This is a genomic window from Pseudomonas sp. R1-15, from assembly GCF_051132085.1.
Taxonomy (GTDB): Bacteria; Pseudomonadota; Gammaproteobacteria; order Pseudomonadales; family Pseudomonadaceae; genus Aquipseudomonas.
The window spans coordinates 4,816,539-4,835,370 of sequence record NZ_CP071660.1 but is presented as its reverse complement, the minus strand read 5'-3'; the positions used below and the strand labels follow the sequence as shown (position 1 = coordinate 4,835,370).

The 18,832-nt window shown below is 60.2% G+C and carries 18 protein-coding genes; 15 read left to right on the top strand and 3 right to left on the bottom strand.

Going from position 1 to position 18,832, the window contains the following annotated elements:
- Positions 1-5: 5 nt before the first annotated feature.
- The 9 genes from rimM to J3P97_RS21750 all read left to right on the top strand — a co-directional run bounded on the left by rimM (position 6) and on the right by J3P97_RS21750 (position 8,644).
- Entirely contained in the window at positions 6-542 is a 537-nt protein-coding gene (gene rimM, locus J3P97_RS21790; protein WP_058544503.1) for a ribosome maturation factor RimM, read from the top strand.
- A complete protein-coding gene (gene trmD, locus J3P97_RS21785) occupies positions 524-1,297 on the top strand; it encodes a tRNA (guanosine(37)-N1)-methyltransferase TrmD (protein ID WP_434572025.1) in 774 nt (257 codons plus the stop codon). The genes rimM and trmD overlap by 19 nt, the downstream gene beginning before the upstream one ends.
- 45 nt (positions 1,298-1,342) lie before the next feature.
- The gene (gene rplS, locus J3P97_RS21780) at positions 1,343-1,693 is read left to right on the top strand and encodes a 50S ribosomal protein L19 (protein WP_305499028.1); all 351 of its coding nucleotides are present in this window, start codon (positions 1,343-1,345) and stop codon (positions 1,691-1,693) included.
- Positions 1,694-1,823: 130 nt separating this feature from the next.
- Positions 1,824-2,720, top strand: coding sequence for a site-specific tyrosine recombinase XerD (gene xerD / locus J3P97_RS21775; protein ID WP_434572028.1), 897 nt, complete (start codon positions 1,824-1,826; stop codon positions 2,718-2,720).
- 301 nt (positions 2,721-3,021) lie between these two features.
- Entirely contained in the window at positions 3,022-3,753 is a 732-nt protein-coding gene (locus J3P97_RS21770; RefSeq protein WP_305499030.1) for a DsbC family protein, read from the top strand.
- 131 nt (positions 3,754-3,884) lie between these two features.
- Positions 3,885-5,189: a homoserine dehydrogenase gene (locus tag J3P97_RS21765; RefSeq protein ID WP_305499031.1), complete on the top strand. Its 1,305-nt coding sequence runs from the start codon at positions 3,885-3,887 to the stop codon at positions 5,187-5,189.
- Positions 5,190-5,291: 102 nt separating this feature from the next.
- Positions 5,292-6,701 (top strand): threonine synthase, encoded by a 1,410-nt coding sequence (gene thrC, locus J3P97_RS21760; RefSeq protein WP_305499032.1) that lies wholly within the window; start codon positions 5,292-5,294, stop codon positions 6,699-6,701.
- Between the two features lie 119 nt (positions 6,702-6,820).
- Entirely contained in the window at positions 6,821-8,191 is a 1,371-nt protein-coding gene (locus tag J3P97_RS21755; protein ID WP_434672744.1) for a transporter substrate-binding domain-containing protein, read from the top strand.
- A gap of 165 nt (positions 8,192-8,356) precedes the next feature.
- Positions 8,357-8,644 (top strand): DUF3509 domain-containing protein, encoded by a 288-nt coding sequence (locus tag J3P97_RS21750; RefSeq protein WP_305499033.1) that lies wholly within the window; start codon positions 8,357-8,359, stop codon positions 8,642-8,644.
- A 323-nt stretch (positions 8,645-8,967) separates the two neighbouring features.
- Here J3P97_RS21750 and J3P97_RS21745 read toward each other — a convergent pair whose 3' ends face one another.
- A complete protein-coding gene (locus J3P97_RS21745; RefSeq protein ID WP_434601750.1) occupies positions 8,968-10,167 on the bottom strand; it encodes a CaiB/BaiF CoA transferase family protein in 1,200 nt (399 codons plus the stop codon).
- Positions 10,168-10,315: 148 nt separating this feature from the next.
- Between J3P97_RS21745 and J3P97_RS21740 the strand changes: the two genes are divergently transcribed.
- From J3P97_RS21740 to J3P97_RS21730, 3 genes are all read left to right on the top strand, one after another.
- The gene (locus J3P97_RS21740) at positions 10,316-10,858 is read left to right on the top strand and encodes a YaeQ family protein (protein ID WP_047227511.1); all 543 of its coding nucleotides are present in this window, start codon (positions 10,316-10,318) and stop codon (positions 10,856-10,858) included.
- 154 nt (positions 10,859-11,012) lie between these two features.
- Positions 11,013-12,722, top strand: a complete 1,710-nt coding sequence (gene recJ, locus J3P97_RS21735; RefSeq protein WP_434672743.1) for a single-stranded-DNA-specific exonuclease RecJ — start codon at positions 11,013-11,015, stop codon at positions 12,720-12,722.
- A gap of 372 nt (positions 12,723-13,094) precedes the next feature.
- Positions 13,095-14,201, top strand: a complete 1,107-nt coding sequence (locus J3P97_RS21730) for an NADH:flavin oxidoreductase/NADH oxidase (RefSeq protein ID WP_305499036.1) — start codon at positions 13,095-13,097, stop codon at positions 14,199-14,201.
- A 203-nt stretch (positions 14,202-14,404) separates the two neighbouring features.
- Here J3P97_RS21730 and J3P97_RS21725 read toward each other — a convergent pair whose 3' ends face one another.
- Positions 14,405-16,030: a glucan biosynthesis protein D gene (locus tag J3P97_RS21725; RefSeq protein ID WP_434572033.1), complete on the bottom strand. Its 1,626-nt coding sequence runs from the start codon at positions 16,028-16,030 to the stop codon at positions 14,405-14,407.
- A 295-nt stretch (positions 16,031-16,325) separates the two neighbouring features.
- Here J3P97_RS21725 and J3P97_RS21720 point away from each other — a divergent pair, with 295 nt between their 5' ends.
- From J3P97_RS21720 to J3P97_RS21710, 3 genes are all read left to right on the top strand, one after another.
- Positions 16,326-16,511 carry a hypothetical protein gene (locus tag J3P97_RS21720; RefSeq protein ID WP_434572035.1) on the top strand — a complete coding sequence of 62 codons (186 nt, stop codon included), beginning with the start codon at positions 16,326-16,328 and terminating at the stop codon, positions 16,509-16,511.
- 148 nt (positions 16,512-16,659) lie between these two features.
- Positions 16,660-16,905 carry an AbrB/MazE/SpoVT family DNA-binding domain-containing protein gene (locus J3P97_RS21715; RefSeq protein WP_434572036.1) on the top strand — a complete coding sequence of 82 codons (246 nt, stop codon included), beginning with the start codon at positions 16,660-16,662 and terminating at the stop codon, positions 16,903-16,905.
- Positions 16,905-17,306: a type II toxin-antitoxin system VapC family toxin gene (locus J3P97_RS21710; protein WP_434672742.1), complete on the top strand. Its 402-nt coding sequence runs from the start codon at positions 16,905-16,907 to the stop codon at positions 17,304-17,306. The genes J3P97_RS21715 and J3P97_RS21710 overlap by 1 nt, the downstream gene beginning before the upstream one ends.
- A 58-nt stretch (positions 17,307-17,364) precedes the next feature.
- Here the strand turns inward: J3P97_RS21710 and J3P97_RS21705 are convergent, their stop codons facing one another.
- Entirely contained in the window at positions 17,365-18,789 is a 1,425-nt protein-coding gene (locus tag J3P97_RS21705; protein ID WP_434601747.1) for a gamma-aminobutyraldehyde dehydrogenase, read from the bottom strand.
- Positions 18,790-18,832 lie beyond the last annotated feature (43 nt).

The window sequence follows — 18,832 nt, the reverse complement described above, 5'->3', positions numbered from 1 at the left end:
GCAATATGAACGCGACGCCAAAAGATGCTGATGATCTGATCGTTGTCGGCAAGATTTATTCTGTTCATGGCGTTCGCGGCGAAGTGAAGGTTTACTCCTTTACTGATCCGATCAAAAACCTGTTGGACTACAAAACCTGGACGCTCAAGCGCGAAGGTAGCGTGAAACAGGTTGAGCTGGTCAGCGGACGTGGGAACGACAAGTTCCTGGTCGCAAAGCTCAAGGGTCTCGATGATCGTGAAGAAGCGCGTCTTCTGGCCGGTTATGAGATCTGCGTGCCGCGCAACCTGTTCCCTGAACTGACCGACGGCGAGTACTACTGGTACCAGCTTGTAGGTCTGAAGGTCATCGACCACCTCGGGCAACTGCTCGGGAAGATCGATCACCTGCTCGAGACCGGTTCGAACGATGTCATGGTGGTAAAGCCTTGCGTCGGTAGCCTGGATGATCGCGAACGCCTGTTGCCCTATACCGAGCAATGCGTGTTGGCCGTTGACCTGGCAGCAGGCGAGATGAAGGTGGAATGGGATGCGGATTTCTAGACGTGGCTAATTTGCGCGTTGAAGTCATCACGTTGTTTCCCGAGATGTTTTCCGCCATCAGCGAGTACGGCATAACCAGCCGCGCGGTGAAACAGGAGCTGTTGCAGCTCACTTGTTGGAATCCGCGGGACTACACCACGGATCGACATCACACTGTGGACGATCGCCCGTTTGGCGGTGGTCCGGGCATGGTGATGAAGATCAAGCCCCTGGAAGATGCGCTGGTTCAGGCCAGGACGGCAGCCGGGGAGGGTGCGAAGGTGATCTACCTGTCGCCCCAAGGCCGTCAGCTGACTCAGTCGGCGGTACGCGAGCTGGCGAAATCGGATGCATTGATCCTGATTGCCGGCCGTTACGAAGGCATTGACGAGCGTTTCATTGAAGCTCATGTCGATGAAGAGTGGTCGATTGGCGACTATGTACTGTCTGGCGGCGAGCTGCCGGCGATGGTCCTGATCGATGCGGTTACACGACTGCTGCCTGGAGCTTTAGGGCATGCGGATTCCGCCGAGGAAGATTCCTTTACGGATGGTCTGCTGGATTGCCCGCATTACACCCGACCGGAGGTGTATGCGGATCAGCGTGTTCCCGACGTGTTGCTAAGTGGCAACCACGCGCACATCCGGCGTTGGCGTTTACAGCAGTCCCTTGGTCGGACCTATGAACGACGCGCCGATCTTCTGGAAAGCCGCTCGCTTTCTGGAGAAGAGAAGAAGCTGCTCGAGGAATACATCCGCGAGCGGGACGATAGTTAACAACGTATCGATGGTAAGTCCGATGACTTGCCTTAGGAGCACAGCATGACTAACAAAATCATCCTTGCACTCGAAGCAGAGCAGATGACCAAAGAAATCCCTCCCTTTGCCCCGGGCGACACCATTGTCGTTCAGGTGAAAGTGAAGGAAGGCGACCGTGCACGTCTGCAAGCGTTCGAAGGCGTTGTTATCGCCAAGCGTAACCGCGGCGTAAACAGTGCATTCACCGTTCGTAAAATCTCCAACGGTGTTGGCGTAGAGCGTACTTTCCAGACCTACAGCCCGCAGATCGACAGCATGGCTGTGAAGCGTCGCGGTGACGTGCGTAAAGCCAAGCTGTACTACCTGCGTGACCTGTCCGGTAAAGCAGCTCGCATCAAGGAAAAACTGGCTTAAGTCCAGCTTCCGATGCAAAAAAAAGCAGCCTGCGGGCTGCTTTTTTGTTGCCTGCGATTTGGTCTTTGCGCACCCTGCATGGCTTCATTCCCGTTGAATCCGTGTACGCCCGTATCCTTCAAGAGTCTTTATGCCTGCCATCGATCACCCGCTGATAGACCAGTTTCTCGATGCCCTGTGGCTGGAGAAGGGGTTGTCCGATAACACCCGCGATGCTTATCGCAGCGACCTCGCCCTATTCAACGGCTGGCTCCAGGAAAACAACCTGGAGCTGGCCAATGCCGGGCGGGAGCTGATCCTCGATCACTTGGCGTGGCGCCTGGAGCAGAACTATAAGCCACGCTCAACTGCCCGGTTTCTCTCTGGCTTGCGTGGGTTCTATCGTTATTTGTTGCGGGAAAAGCTGATCGCGGTGGACCCGACCTTGCGCGTGGAAATGCCGCAACTGGGGCGTCCGCTGCCCAAATCCTTGTCGGAAGCGGACGTCGAGGCGCTGCTGGCGGCACCGGACCTCAGCGACCCCATCGGTCAGCGCGACCGGGCCATGCTGGAAGTGTTGTATGCCTGTGGCTTGCGCGTCACCGAGCTGATCAGCCTGACGCTGGAACAAGTGAACCTGCGCCAGGGCGTGTTGCGGGTGATGGGCAAGGGCAGCAAGGAGCGCCTGGTGCCGATGGGCGAAGAAGCGATCGTCTGGGTCGAGCGCTACATGCGCGACGCCCGTCATGACTTGCTGGGCGGTCGCCCCAGCGACGTGCTGTTTCCCAGCCTGCGCGGCGAGCAGATGACCCGCCAGACCTTCTGGCACCGCATCAAGCACCAGGCCAAGGTGGCCGGGATCAACAAATCGCTCTCGCCCCACACGCTGCGCCATGCCTTCGCCACGCACCTGCTCAATCACGGCGCCGACCTGCGGGTGGTGCAGATGCTGCTGGGGCATAGCGACCTGTCCACCACCCAGATCTATACCCATGTGGCCCGGGCGCGGTTGCAGGAGTTGCATGCCAGGCACCATCCGCGCGGCTGAATGAACACCCGCTTTTGTGGCGAGGGAGCTTGCTCCCGCTGGGCGCGAAGCGCCCCAACGCAGCCGCCGCGATCTTCCCTGAGAGCGGAGTGACTCCATTTGCGACTGCTGCGCAGCCGAGCGGGAGCAAGCTCCCTCGCCACAGGGGACCTGGTACACCGACATCGTGTGTTGTCTTGCGACAGGTGAATTCGGCCATACGGGCCTTATGTGGTAGGCTTTCCCGGTTTGCACAGTGGGCGGCTGGAACCCGAATCTCTGCCTCGGTGTCCCCGCCTATTTGTTTGCCTCAGGAGTCCTCATGCGTTTGATCCAGATGTTCACGGCCGCCGCCATTGCGTTGGCCAGTACCTTTGCCATCGCCGATGACGCGGCCGACCAGGCGATCCGCAAAAGCCTCGCCAACCTCGAGCTTGAAGTGCCGATCGAGGCCATCTCCGCCAGCCCGATGTCCGGCCTGTATGAGGTCAAGCTGCAGGGCAGCCGTGTGCTGTATGCCAGCGCCGACGGTCAGTACATCGTCCAGGGCAACCTGTTCGCGCTCAAGGACGGCAAGCCGGTGAATCTCACCGAGATCACCGAGCGCCAAGGCATCTCCAAATTGATCAACGGTATCCCGGTCGCCGAAACCGTGGTCTACCCGGCGGTCGGCGAAACCAAGTCGCACATTACCGTGTTCACCGACACCACCTGCCCGTACTGCCACAAACTGCACGCCGAAGTGCCAGAGCTGAACAAGCGCGGCATTGAGGTGCGCTATGTGGCCTTCCCGCGTCAGGGCCTCGGCTCGCCGGGTGATGAGCAATTGCAGGCAGTCTGGTGCTCCAAGGACAAGAAAGCGGCCATGGACAAAATGGTCGACGGCAAGGAAATCAAAGCCGCCAAGTGCGAGAACCCGGTCTCCAAGCAATTCGCCCTCGGCCAGTCCATTGGTGTGAACGGCACGCCGGCCATCGTTTTGGCCGATGGCCAGGTGATTCCGGGCTACCAGCCGGCGCCGCAAGTCGCCAAACTGGCCCTTGGGGCGAAATGATCGTGGCCAATGGGCTGCAGAAGATCACGGCCTGGCGAAAATCTTTGCCGGGCCGTTAAACACAAAGTCGCGTTGCTGCGCGGCTGTATTCACGGCCGACCTTGTGTCGGCCGTTTCATGGGGAGTCAAGAGTGAATCCGGTCAAAGTAGGCATCTGTGGGTTAGGTACCGTCGGTGGCGGCACCTTCAACGTACTTCAGCGCAACGCCGAGGAAATTGCTCGTCGTGCCGGGCGTGGAATCGAAGTGGCACAAATTGCCATGCGCACGCCAAAGCCTCAGTTCCAGACGACCGGTATTGCGATTACCAACGATGTCTTCGAAGTGGCCACGAACCCTGAGATCGACATCGTGATAGAGCTGATGGGCGGCTATACCGTTGCCCGCGAGCTGGTACTCAAGGCCATCGAGAATGGCAAGCATGTGGTCACCGCGAACAAGGCGCTTATCGCCGTTCACGGCAATGAAATTTTCGCCAAGGCCCGCGAGAAGGGCGTGATCGTGGCTTTCGAGGCCGCCGTAGCCGGTGGTATCCCGGTGATCAAGGCGATTCGCGAAGGGCTGTCGGCCAACCGGATCAACTGGGTGGCCGGGATCATCAACGGCACCGGCAACTTCATCCTCACCGAGATGCGCGAGAAGGGCCGCACTTTTGAAGACGTGCTGGCCGAAGCCCAGGCGCTGGGCTACGCCGAGGCGGACCCGACGTTCGACGTCGAAGGCATCGATGCGGCGCACAAGCTGACGATCCTGGCGTCGATCGCCTTCGGTATTCCGCTGCAGTTCGACAAGGCCTACACCGAAGGCATCACCAAGCTGACCACCGCCGACGTGAACTACGCCGAGGCCCTGGGCTATCGCATCAAGCACCTGGGCGTGGCGCGCAGCACCGCCAGCGGCATCGAGTTGCGTGTGCATCCGACGCTGATCCCGGCCGATCGCCTGATCGCCAACGTCAACGGCGTGATGAACGCGGTAATGGTCAACGGTGACGCCGCGGGCTCGACCTTGTTCTACGGCGCCGGCGCCGGCATGGAGCCGACCGCTTCTTCGGTGGTGGCCGACCTGGTGGACGTGGTTCGCGCCATGACATCCGACCCGGAAAATCGCGTGCCGCACCTGGCGTTCCAGCCGGACTCGCTGTCGGACCATCCGATTCTTCCGATCGAAGCGTGCGAAAGTGCCTACTACCTGCGTATCCAGGCGAAGGACCATCCAGGGGTGTTGGCCCAGGTTGCCAGCATTCTTTCGGAACGCGGCATCAACATCGAGTCGATCATGCAGAAGGAAGTCGAGGAACACGACGGCCTGGTGCCGATGATCCTGCTGACCCACCGCGTGGTGGAGCAACGCATCAACGATGCGATCGCAGCGTTGGAGGCGCTTCAGGGAGTCGTTGGCCCGGTGGTCCGTATCCGCGTCGAGCATTTGAACTAAGCAGCTACAAGCTTCAAGCTGCAAGCTGCAAGTAAAAGCAGATGCGCTTTTACTTGCAGCTTGTAGCTTACAGCTCGCAGCTCAAACCGAAGGTTTGCCCCTATGCGCTATATCAGTACCCGCGGCCAGGCACCGGCCCTGAATTTCGAAGATGTCCTGCTGGCTGGCCTGGCCACGGACGGCGGCCTCTATGTGCCGGAGAACCTGCCGCGCTTCACCCAGGAAGAAATCGCTTCCTGGGCCGGCCTGCCGTATCACGAGCTGGCCTTCCGAGTGATGCGCCCGTTCGTCACCGGCAGCATTCCGGACGCTGATTTCAAGAAGATCCTGGAAGAGACATACGGCGTCTTTTCCCACAACGCTATCGCGCCGTTGCGTCAGCTCAACGGTAACGAATGGGTGATGGAGCTGTTCCACGGCCCGACCCTGGCCTTCAAGGATTTCGCCCTGCAGTTGCTCGGCCGCCTGCTGGACTATGTGCTGCAAAAGCGTGGCGAGCGGGTGGTGATTGTCGGTGCCACTTCCGGCGACACCGGTTCGGCCGCCATCGAAGGCTGCAAGCATTGCGAGAACGTCGATATTTTCATCCTGCACCCGCACAACCGCGTCTCGGAAGTGCAGCGTCGGCAGATGACGACGATTTTCGGCGATAACATCCATAACATCGCCATCGAAGGCAACTTCGATGACTGCCAGGAAATGGTCAAGGCCAGCTTCGCCGACCAGAGCTTCCTCAAGGGCACCCGGCTGGTGGCGGTGAACTCGATCAACTGGGCGCGGATCATGGCCCAGATCGTCTATTACTTCCACGCGGCCCTGCAGTTGGGCGGCCCGGCCCGTTCGGTGGCGTTCTCGGTACCCACCGGCAATTTCGGCGATATCTTCGCCGGTTACCTGGCACGCAACATGGGGCTGCCGATCAACCAGTTGATCGTCGCCACCAATCGCAACGACATCCTGCACCGCTTCATGAGCGGTAACCAGTACGTAAAGGAAACCCTGCACGCCACGTTGTCGCCGTCGATGGACATCATGGTGTCGTCGAACTTCGAGCGTTTGCTGTTCGACCTGCACGGTCGTAATGGCGCGGCGATTGCGGGCCTGATGGACAGCTTCCGTCAGGGCGGTGGTTTCAGCGTCGAGGCCGAGCGCTGGACCGAAGCCCGCAAGCTGTTCGACTCCCTGGCGGTGGATGACGCGCAGACCTGCGAAACCATCGCCGAGGTGTTCGAGCAGAGCGGTGAGTTGCTCGATCCGCACACCGCCATCGGGGTGCGAGCGGCGCGCGAATGCCGCCGCAGCCTGGATATCCCGATGGTCATCCTGGGCACCGCTCACCCGGTGAAGTTTCCGGAAGCAGTGGAGAAGGCTGGCGTAGGAAAAGCGCTTGAGCTGCCTGCACATCTTTCTGATTTGTTTGAGCGAGATGAGCGTTGCACCGTATTGCCTAATGATCTGAAGGCCGTGCAGGCCTTTGTCAGCCAGCATGGCAACCGCGGCAAACCGCTCTGATCGCTGGAAGCTGTCACATCTTGAAGCCCGTCTCCTGACGGGCTTCTTTGTTTCTGCATGCCAAACTCTCCGGGTTTCGCCCAAGGAAGAACGGGTGAGTTATCTCGAAGGAAGTGCAGATGCTGTTCGTAAACCGATGCAAACCGGCGTTGAGCTGGATCATGGGCCTGGCCCTGATGTACTGGAGCCAATGGGGCGGCGCTGACCCGTCGACGACTCCCGGACAGTCACCGCTCGAAGCGGGCGAGAGACTGGTGCTCGACGCCCGTGAGCTGGACTGGATCAGGCAGAACCCGCGTGTCGTTGTGGCGTCGATGCAAATCCCGCTGTACCTGTTCAAGAATGCACAGGGAGAATGGAGCGGCCTGAACGCTGACATGCTCCATGCCATTGAGCAAATGACCGGACTTGAATTCATCCATCGGGAGTCGTTCTCTGCCGATCAATTGATCGAGATGCTGGAAAACGGCGAAGCCGACATGTCTAGTGTCCTGGCGATGAATGACGAGCGCCGGGCTGTGCTGAATTTCAGCCATGCGTTCGGCGGTTTCGACTGGGTATTCGTTGGCCGTGAGGGGGAGCCCGCGCTTCGTTCGCTGGATCAGTTGGCGGGCAAGGTGCTGGCGTTGCCGGCACGGCATGCCCTCGAAGCGCAAATCCGCCGCGAGCATCCGACCATAGCGCTGCGCACGGTGATGACCCGTGCCGAGGCAAGGGCGTTAGTGGAAAATCGCGAAGCCCATGCCACCATCGAAAGCGAAACCGCCGTGCACCTCTATCCTTCAGGGCAGCTGCAGGTAGGAGGCAGTCTCGAAGGCATGTGGGAACCAGACTATCTCACTGTACGGCAGGATTCCCACATATTGCTGGAGATCCTCAACAAGGCGCTGGAAGCGTTTCCCGCCGAAGACATGCGCGCGCTACGTTTCAAGTGGTTCGCCGAGAAAACACCTGATCAAGAACCGTCGTTCTGGTCGCGCATCCCCCTGCAAGGTTATTGGTGTGTGATCGCGGCAGGGGTGTTCGGCCTGTTGTCGCTGCTCTGGAACCGCCGCTTGCAGGGCCAGATCGGACAGCGCCTCAAGGCCGAGACCGTGCTCAACGACCAATTGACGTTCCAGCGCGCCTTGATGGATGCCATTCCCGATCCGATCTTCATCCGAGATCTCGAAGGGCGGCTGATCATGTGCAACAAAAGTTATGAGGAGCGGTTCGCGACTCGCTTCGAGAAGCTCCGAGGCACGTGTCTGACGGAGTCTGCGGCAATGCCGGCGGCGACCGCCGAACTGTTGCACGGGGAGCTGATGGAGCAGCTGCGAACCCGTCAGCCTCGGTTTGTCGACCGCCAGCTGATGTTGCGCAATGGATTGCAGGACATCTATCACTGGTCGGTGCCCTTTTATGCCGCCGATGGCCGGTTGCGCGGTGTCCTGGGCGGTTGGACCGAGGTTGGACGCCGGAGGGATCGTTCCAAGCGGCTGCCGGCTTGATCGATGGCATCCGCTGAGGCTGATATCCAGCTGTCATATTGAACGCGCATGCTCGGTTGAACAGGCCGCCGTTGTGCCGGTTCGTCGCGCTGGCGAACTTTCCGCCGGGCCGCGGGGTCACTTAATGTGCAGTTGTTTTTTTTCGGACTATTGAAGGGTGATCGAATGGAAAGTATCAGCCTGTTGCTCAATGAAGCCTTGAGCCCGTATCAGGTCACGCTCACGCCCTCCGGTACCAAAGGCGAATGCCTGGTAACGCTGAAGAATTCCTCGGGGGCCATCATGGTCGAGCGGCTGTTCAACCAGGCCCAGCTGACCGACAAGCGCCAATTGACCGACGTGGTCGACGGCCTGCATCGCGATGTGCTGATTGCCGAGGGGCGGCTGGAGCCGTGTGTCATCGCGGCGTTACGTAACGTGGCGCGCGACAAGGTCATGCTTGCTGCCAATTGAGTGACATCCCGCGGGAACCTTCCTACGTTCTAGCGAGTCAGACTTTTTACCAACAAGAGCAAGCATTGTGCTCCGGTGCTTGTCGCTTGTTGTACGGACCTTTAAGGGTCACGTTTAACCCCGAGTTGTCTCCCCACTTCTCGGGGTTTCTTTTTGCCTGGTGTTTATGGCCACGGTGCTCTGCATCAGGCAAAACAGAACCCTTGTGGGAGCGAGCCTGCTCGCGAAAGCGGTTTGTCAGTCAATAGCAGGTTGACTGGTCCGATGCCTTCGCGAGCAGGCTCGCTCCCACCGTGGATCTTCAGCTATCCGAAGAATTTGCCTCAGACGGCGCCGTCGGTGCGCAGCCTGGCGACCTGCTGCGCATCGTAGCCAAGCTCACCGAGCACCTCTGCCGTGTGCTCGCCCAATGCTGGCCCGACCCATTCGGCTGTTCCCGGTGTGTCGGAAAGCTTCGGTACGATCCCAGGCATCTTGAACGCCTTGCCATCCGGCAGCCTGGCTTGCAGGAACATCTCGCGGGCGAGAAATTGCGGGTCGCTGAACATGTCCTCGGCACTGAAGATCCGGCTCGCCGGCACGCCGGCCTGGTTCAATTGGTCGATGACGGCATCCAACGGCAGCGAGTTGACCCAGCGATCAATGACCCCATACAACTCGTCGCGGCGTTCGTCACGGCCATCGTTGCTGGCCAGTTGCGGGTCGTTCGCCAGGTCGTCGCGGCCAATGACCTGCATGAAACGCTTGAAGATGGCGTCACCGTTGGCGCCGATCTGTACATGCTTGCCGTCGGCGCTGGAGTGGATAGACGACGGCGTGATACCAGGCATGATGTTGCCGGTGCGTTCGCGGATGAAACCGAACACGTCGAACTCCGGAACCATGCTTTCCATCATGGCGAAAATCGCTTCGTATAGCGCCACGTCCACCACCTGGCCGGTCCCGCCGTTGACCTCCCGGTGACGCAAGGCCATCAGCGCGCCGATCACCCCCCAGAGCGCGGCGATCGAGTCGCCGATGGAGATGCCGGTGCGCACCGGTGGGCGATCCTCGAAGCCGGTGATGTAGCGCAGGCCTCCCATCGACTCACCGACGGCGCCGAACCCGGGCTGATCCTTCATCGGCCCGGTCTGGCCGAAGCCTGATAGCCGGACCATGACCAGCTTCGGATTCAGTGCGTGCAGCACGTCCCAGCCCAGGCCGAGCTTTTCCAGCACGCCGGGACGAAAGTTCTCGATCAGGATGTCGGCTTCGCCAAGCAGTTTTTTCAGGATCGCCAGGCCTTCGGGGTGCTTGAGGTTCAGCGTCACGGACTTTTTGTTGCGTGCCTGGACGAACCACCACAACGACGTACCTTCATACAATTTGCGCCACTTGCGCAGCGGATCGCCGCCGTCCGGCGATTCGACCTTGATGACCTCGGCACCGAATTCACCGCAGATACGCGAGGCAAAAGGGCCGGCGATCAGCGTGCCGAGTTCGATGACCTTGACGCCGGCAAGAGGTTTGGCAGTAAGCGACATGACGGATCCTGTAGGGACAAAGGCAGAACGAATAGAGCGTTTTATCATAGGCCGACCACCGCCGCCGCAGGTTGATGGTCGGCAATTCGTGGATTAGCCGTCGCATCGGTTAGACTTGCCGCCTTTCCTCGTATCAAGAAGCCCGTTCATGGCCCAGCCGTCCACGACCTACAAGTTTGAACTGAACCTCACTGACCTCGACCGCAGCGTGTACGAGAATGTGAAGCAGACCATTGCCCGCCATCCTTCGGAAACCGAAGAGCGCATGACCGTGCGCCTCTTGGCCTACGCGTTCTGGTACAACGAGCTGCTGGCGTTTGGTCGTGGGCTGTCGGATGTCGACGAACCCGCGCTGTGGGAAAAAAGTCTGGATGACCGTGTGCTGCACTGGATCGAAGTCGGCCAGCCGGATGCCGATCGCCTGACCTGGTGCTCGCGCCGCACCGAGCGCACCAGCCTGCTGGCCTACGGCAGCCTGCGGGTATGGGAAGGCAAGGTGATCCCCGCGGTGAAGAACCTGAAGAACGTGAACATCGCCGCCGTCCCCCAGGAAGTGCTTGAAACCCTGGCCAAGGACATGCCACGGGTGATCAAGTGGGACGTGATGATCAGCGAAGGGACGATTTTCGTGACCGACGACCGTGGCCAGCATGAGGTTCAGTTGCAATGGTTGCTGGGCGAGCGTGGCTGAGCCGTTGACCCTGTATCAAGTGAACGCTTTGTGGCGAGGGAGCTTGCTCCCGCTTGGGTGCGCAGCGCCCACAGAAAGGGGCCGCTACGCAGCCCAGCGGGAGCAAGCTCCCTCGCCACAGGATCTACAAAAATAGAGAAATGATCGTTAGCCCATGCGCATAGAACCCCGCCAGTTACCCGCCACCCTGCCGTTTCTCGGTGACCTGCCGCCGTTGTTGACCCGTCTTTACGCAGCACGTGGCGTGCAGTCCGAAGCGGAGCTGGACAAGAGCCTGGCGCGCCTGATTCCTTATCAGCAACTCAAGGGGATCGATGCCGCGGTGGACCTGCTGGTGGTGGCGCTGGAGCAACGCCAGCGCATCCTCATCGTCGGCGATTTTGATGCCGATGGAGCGACCGCCAGTACCGTGGGCATGCTTGGTCTGCGCCTGCTCGGTGCGGCCCATGTCGACTACCTGGTGCCCAATCGCTTTGAATATGGCTATGGCCTCACGCCGGAAATCGTCGAAGTCGCCCTGACACGCGCGCCGCAATTGTTGGTCACCGTGGACAACGGCATCTCCAGCGTGGAGGGCGTGGCAGCGGCGAAAGCGGCCGGCCTCAAGGTGCTGGTCACCGACCACCACTTGCCGGGGCTCGAATTGCCGGCGGCCGATGCCATCGTCAACCCGAACCAGCCCGGTTGTGAGTTCCCGAGCAAGGCACTGGCGGGTGTCGGGGTGATCTTTTATGTGCTGATGGCCCTGCGGGCCCGTCTGCGCAGCCTCGGTTGGTATGTCAGCAAGCCGCAGCCGAACATCGGCGAACTGCTCGACCTGGTGGCGCTGGGCAGCGTCGCCGACGTGGTGCCGCTGGATGCCAACAACCGGATCCTGGTGCACCAGGGCCTGGAGCGTATTCGCGCCGGACGCGCCCGGCCCGGCATCAAGGCCATCCTCGAAGTAGCCAAGCGCGATCACTCGCGCATCACGTCCACCGACCTCGGGTTCATCCTCGGGCCGCGCCTGAATGCGGCGGGGCGGCTGGACGACATGAGCCTGGGCATCGAATGCCTGCTCACCAACGACCCGGCGCTGGCACGGGACATGGCGGCGCAGCTGGATGGCATGAACCAGGACCGCAAATCCATCGAACAGGGCATGCAACGTGAAGCCATGGCCCAGCTCAAGGATCTGCCGGTGGAGTCGATGCCGTTCGGCTTGTGCCTGTTCGATCCGCAATGGCACCAGGGCGTCATCGGGATCCTGGCGTCACGCATGAAAGAGCGCTATTTCCGTCCGACCATTGCTTTCGCCGATGCCGGGGACGGCCTGCTCAAAGGGTCGGGCCGCTCGGTGCCGGGTTTTCATATCCGCGATGCGTTGAGCGTTGTCGCAGCGCAGCATCCGACCCTGATCAGCAAATACGGCGGTCACGCCATGGCGGCGGGGCTGACGTTGCCGGAGGCGAACTTTGCCTTGTTTGCCGAGGCTTTTGACGCGGAGGTGCGCCGGCAACTACGTGAAGAAGACCTGACGGGGCGGCTGTTGTCGGATGGCTCTCTGGCGGTGGAAGAGTTCCACCTGGAACTGGCCCGGGCATTGCGCCATGCGGGGCCGTGGGGACAGCATTTTCCGGAGCCGGTGTTCCACGGCGTGTTCCAGCTGGTCGAGCAGCGAGTGGTGGGTGAACGGCACCTGAAGGTCATTCTCAAGACTGAGTGCGGTTCGGTGAAACTCGATGGCATAGCCTTCGGCATTGACCGGGAAATCTGGCCCAACCCCACCGTGCGCTGGGTGGAGCTGGCCTACAAGCTTGACCTCAACGAGTTCCGTGGCCAGGAAACGGTGCAGTTGATGATTGCTCATATCGAACCCCGGTAGCCTTACTGCCCCCGTGGCGAGGGAGCTTGCTCCCGCTGGGCTGCGAAGCGGCCCCTGTTGGCGTGAAGCAATTCTTTCAGGTAAACCGCAATGATCGGTTTTACGACTGCTGCGCAGCCGAGCGGGAGCAAGCTCCCTCGCCACGGGAGTTCACACAAGCCTTGAAGACACAGCTTGGCTTCGAAAGGGCGGTTTTTGACTTCTGAACCCTTCCTCCTCCCCGGTTGTCGACTAGTCTCTAAGCACTGCTTGATAGGCCTTGTGACGTCTTGTCGATTGTTTTGCCCGCGGGGGCGGGTGTTGCACCGTTTGTCACTCGTCGACTTTTCAAACAGAACCCTGGAGCCTGCCCACTGATTCGAGAGGTGCCCCATGAGTCTGCTGCTGGAACCTTATACCCTTCGTCAACTGACCCTGCCCAATCGCATCGCGGTTTCGCCGATGTGCCAGTATTCGAGCGCCGATGGCCTGGCCAACGACTGGCATCTGGTGCACCTCGGCAGTCGTGCCGTGGGCGGTGCCGGCCTGGTTTTCACCGAAGCCACCGCCGTCACGGCCGATGGCCGGATTACCGCCGAGGACCTCGGGTTGTGGAACGATGAACAGATCGAGCCTTTGCAACGCATCACCCGGTTCATAACCGCCCAAGGCGCCGTGCCCGGCATCCAGCTGGCCCACGCCGGGCGCAAGGCAAGCACCTGGAGGCCCTGGCTGGGCAAGCATGGCAGCGTCAAACCGGAAGAGGGTGGCTGGGTTCCGGTCGGCCCTTCGCCGATTGCCTTTGATCCCCAGCACACTCAACCGAAGCAGCTCGATGAAGGACAGATCGCCGATGTCATCCAGGCATTCGTCGATGCGGCCAAACGTGCCCTGACGGCTGGTTTCAAGGTCGTCGAGGTCCATGCAGCCCATGGCTATCTGCTGCACCAGTTCCTGTCGCCGTTGAGCAATCAGCGTCGGGATCAATACGGTGGGTCGTTTGAAAATCGTATCCGCCTGGTACTGCAAGTGACCGAAGCGGTCCGGGCCGTATGGCCAGAGGAGCTGCCGGTTTTTGTTCGGGTATCCGCCACCGACTGGGTCGAAGACGGCTGGAACCCCGATGAAACGGTGGAACTGGCGCGGCGATTCCGGGCGCTGGGGGTGGACTTGATTGATGTGTCGTCGGGCGGTACCGCCGCCAACGCCGAGATTCCCACCGGCCCGGGCTACCAGACGCGCTTCGCCGAGCGGGTGCGCAAGGAGTCGGAAATCGCCACTGGCACGGTCGGGATGATCACCGAGCCGGCCCAGGCCGAACACATCCTGCGCACCTGCCAGGCCGATATCATCTTCCTCGCTCGCGAGCTGTTGCGTGATCCGTACTGGGCGCTGCATGCCGATGATGACCTGGGCGGACGCAAGGCCACCTGGCCGGCGCAGTACCAGCGGGCGACGCATCGGGACCAGCCGATCCATGAGTCGGATTTGCGCGACTGAGCGGCCGCTGAAACAAAAAGCCCCGGTCTCATTGGCCGGGGCTTTCGTTTATCAGGTGAGTTATTCGGTGGCTGTACCGCCCTCATCGCGAGCAAGCTCGCTCCCACAGGGTAGGGTGTAGATTACAAATTCTGTGAACAACACAAAACCACTGTGGGAGCGAGCTTGCTCGCGATAGGGCCAGCCCAGTCACCCGATCAACATCAGGGATACTTGCGCTTATCCGGCGCCGGCGGGAAGTACTGGTACAACCAGGTCTCGCTCAACGTCCGGTCCTTGGAGCGAATGAACAGGCGCATCTCCACCGGGTCCACGCGGTCGTCAGTCGGATACCAGTCGAAGGTGATGCGATAACCCTTGATCGCGTCCAGCACCAGCACGTTGAAATCCTTGACCTCGCCGTGGGAGCAGGTCACCACCGGCTCGATGCCGGTGCCCGATGGCAACTGATCGAGACCGCCACCGGTAAAGTCCACCGCGAAGCGCCGTGCCCAGACGGTGGGGTAGTGTTCGCCGGGAGCCCAGCCTTCGATGAAGCCGCCCATGCCGGAACGGGTGGCGTCGACGCGGGCCAGGTCCGTGCTGACCGGTGGCAGGGCGCTCCAGTAGAGTTTGTAGCCATAGTTCAACGAATCGCCGGCAGCGACCGGTTTTTTCGGCGTCCAGAACGCAACGATGTTATCCAGGGTCTCGCCGGTGGTAGGAATTTCCAGCAGGTCGACCGAGCCTTCGCCCCAAGCGGTCGTAGGTTCGACCCACAGGCTTGGCCGTTTGCTGTACCAATCCACGGTGTCCTGGTAACTCTCGAAGTCGTGGTCGGTTTGCACCAGGCCGAAACCTTTCGGGTTGTTGTCGGCGAATGCATTGAACTGCAAGGTGGCGGGGTTGTTCAGCGGACGGCAGACCCACTCGCCGTTGCCGCGCCACATGGCCAGGCGATCGGAGTCGTGGATCTGCGGGTGAATGGTGTCGCACATGCGTCGCTCGACGGTGCCGCAACTGAACATGCTGGTCATCGGCGCGATGCCCAACTGCTCGATGGCGGTACGCGCGTTGACGTGCGCGTCGACTTCCATCACCACCCGGGTAGGCTGGCAGTCGATGTCAAAGCGGTAGGCACCGGTGGCGCTCGGTGAGTCGAGCAGGGCATAGACCACGAAGCGGGTGCTGTTCTTGTCCGGCGTTTCGAACCAGAACTTGGTGAAGTCGGGGAATTCCTCGCGTTTTTTTGCGTACGTGTCGATGGCCAGGCCGCGGGCAGACAAGCCGTACTGGCCGGTGGCGTCCACCGCGCGGAAGTAGCTGGCGCCGAGAAACGAAACGATGTCGTGCCGGTCCAGCTCCGGTGCCTTGAACACCCGGAAACCTGCGAACCCGAGGTCGCCGGTGAGCTGCGAGGTATTGACCGTGGTCTTCTCGTAGTTGAACAGTTCCGGGCGAAAGTGTACTTCACGCGCCATGCGGGTCTTCGGGTCGACACTGTACATGCGCACCGGCTGCTTGAAGCCCATGCCGACATGGAAAAACTGCACGTCCAGCTTGCCGTCCAGTTCATTCCATAGCGAATGATTGGCGTCGTACTGGATGGCATTGAACTGCAAGGGGGACATCTGGGCCAGCGTCGGCGGCAGGACTTGCTTGGTGTCGACGTAGCGGCTTGCGGCCAGTCGCAGGGCCTGGTCTTTCAATTGGTTGAAATCGAAGGGACGGGCTTCGCCGTCGGCGGTCTGATCGGCAGCCCAGGCACGTGCGGCCATGAGCCCGGAGGCCGACAGTCCGGTGTAGGCGGCGAAGGCCATGGAGGCCTTGAGCAGATTCCTGCGGTGCATAAATACAACCTTATCTGAAGACAATCCCGAGCCGATCCTGGCAACAGAGACTGGTAAAGGAGTTCGGACATGCCTTTGGCCAAACGCGACGAACGTTAGAACAGATGCCTGAGAGCTGGATCGGTTCACCGAAACGCAAAATCATAGGGGAAATGCCCGTTTGGAGAGATGGGAAAGCGTGGCTTGGTTAAAAATTCTTACAGTTATTTCTGTTTTTGTGAGGATTCGGGAATTTTTTGATCAATTACTTTATGACTGTCTTTACGCTTTGAATCGACGTAACGAAGGACAACCCATGACCAAAATACAGAGCATTACCGAAATGCTGGGGATCTTTCCTGGCCTGACCAGAACACGGAGCAAACGCCCGCTCAGCCTGGAGGAAATGAGGCTGGTCGAGCGTTATCGAGAGTTGTCGGAAAGCGACCGGATCGCCATGCGTTATCTGATGGATGCGATGGGCCGTGCTTCGCGGTTTTGAGCGGAAACCGCAGCAGTTCGAATTCAGCTTTCCTGTTGGGTAATTCGGGTCACAAAAGCCACAGCACATCTCCCACCGTAAATGGCAGTTGCAGGTCTGAGCGCGAAGTATTACTTTTTAAAAAAAGTAATACCTTAAGGAGAATACAATGCCGACGACTATGACAAGTAAAGGGCAGGTCACCATTCCCAAACCCATCCGCGATGCGTTGCACTTGATGCCTGGTAGTGCAGTTGAGTTCAGCATCAATGCGCGCGGTGAAGTGGTGCTGCATGCCGGCAGGCCAGAAACAACGGCCGCAGCCATCAGCGATCGTTTCGAAGCGGTACGTGGCAAGGCGGATATCAAATGGCGTACGGACGATCTTATGGCGCTATTGCGCGGTGACGACTGATGATATTAGTTGATACCAACGTTCTGATCGATGTGCTGGAAGATGATCCGGTTTGGGCTGACTGGTCTATTCAGCAGCTGCGTGCCCAATCCAGAGCTCATGACCTGGTCATCAATCCAATTATTTACGCAGAGCTGTCCCAGACTTTTTCCACCTTCGAAGCCTTGGATGAGGTGGTCGAGAAGCTGGGGCTGGTGCTGCAGGAAATACCCAGACCAGCATTGTTTCTGGCAGGGAAGGCTTTTGTGCGGTATCGAAAAATGGGCGGTGGAAAAAGTAACGTCCTTGCAGATTTTTTTATCGGTGCACATGCGGCTGTGAAGCGCCTCCCTTTGCTCACCCGTGATGCGAAGCGTTACCGGAATTATTTCCCCTCGGTCGAGTTGGTAGTGCCATCCTGAATGGCGCATCACCACGACCAATCACCTTGATCGTGGAGTGCCTGCCGTTGGCGTAGGCTCAATGCTTGAACATCACATGCCGCACCACCGTGTAATCCTCCAGCCCATACATCGACATGTCTTTGCCATAGCCGGAACGTTTCTGACCGCCATGGGGCATTTCGCTGACGAGCATGAAGTGCGTATTCACCCAGGTGCAGCCGTATTGCAGGCGTGCCGACAAGCGATGGGCGCGGCCGATGTCGGCGGTCCACACCGATGAGGCCAGGCCGTAGTCCGAATCGTTGGCCCAAGCCAGCACTTGTGCTTCCTCAAGGAATGGCGTGACGGACACCACCGGACCGAACACTTCGCGGCGGACAATTTCGTCGTCCTGCTGGACGTCGGCCAGCACCGTCGGTTCGAAGAAGAAGCCGTTGCCGTCCACAGCCTTGCCACCAGTGACCAGGCGGATGTGGGGCTGGGCGATGGCCCGCTCGACGAAGCCGGCCACGCGGTCGCGGTGTTGAGCGGTGATTAACGGTCCCATCTCGGTATCGGGTTCGTTCTGCAGGCCGTACTTGATGCTGGCGACGGCGGCGCCGAGTTTTTCGACAAATTTGTCGTAGATGCCTTGCTGGGCATAGATGCGGCAGGCGGCTGTGCAGTCCTGGCCGGCGTTGTAGAAGCCGAAGGTGCGGATGCCTTCCACCACAGCGTCGATGTCGGCGTCATCGAAGATGATCACCGGGGCCTTGCCGCCCAGTTCCATGTGCGTGCGCTTGACGCTCTCGGCGGTGCTGGAAATGATGTTCGAGCCGGTGGCGATGGAGCCGGTCAGGGAGACCATGCGGACTTTCGGGTGCGTGACGAGCGGCTGGCCGACGGTTTGCCCGCGACCGAAGACGACGTTGAGCACACCTGCCGGGAAAATTTCCGACGCTAGTTCCGCCAGGCGCAACGCGGTCAGTGGCGTCTGTTCCGACGGCTTGAGCACCACCGTATTACCAGCGGCCAGGGCCGGGGCGATTTTCCAGGCGACCATCATCAACGGGTAGTTCCACGGGGCGATGGAAGCGATCACGCCCACCGGGTCGCGACGGATCATCGAGGTGTGCCCCGGCAGGTACTCGCCGCCCGCCGAGCCGTTCATGCAACGGCTGGCGCCGGCAAAGAAACGGAACACATCGGCGATCGCCGGGATTTCATCGTTCAGGGCGGCGCTCAATGGCTTGCCGCAGTTGTCCGATTCGAGCCTGGCCAGTTCTTCACCATTGGCCTCGATGGCATCGGCCAGCTTGAGCAGCAGCAGGGAGCGGTCCTTGGGCGGCACTTGCGACCAGGCATCGAAAGCGCTGTCGGCGGCGCGCACGGCGGCGTCGACCTGGGCCTCGCTGGCTTCATTGATTTCCACCAGGACCCGGCCCAGCGCCGGATTGAAGACGGCCTGGCCAGGGCCGTCGCCGTTCACCAGATGGCCGTTGATCAACAGTTTGGTTTGCATGTCCGTGTCCTCTTGAACGCTGTTGTTTTCCTGTGGGAGCGAG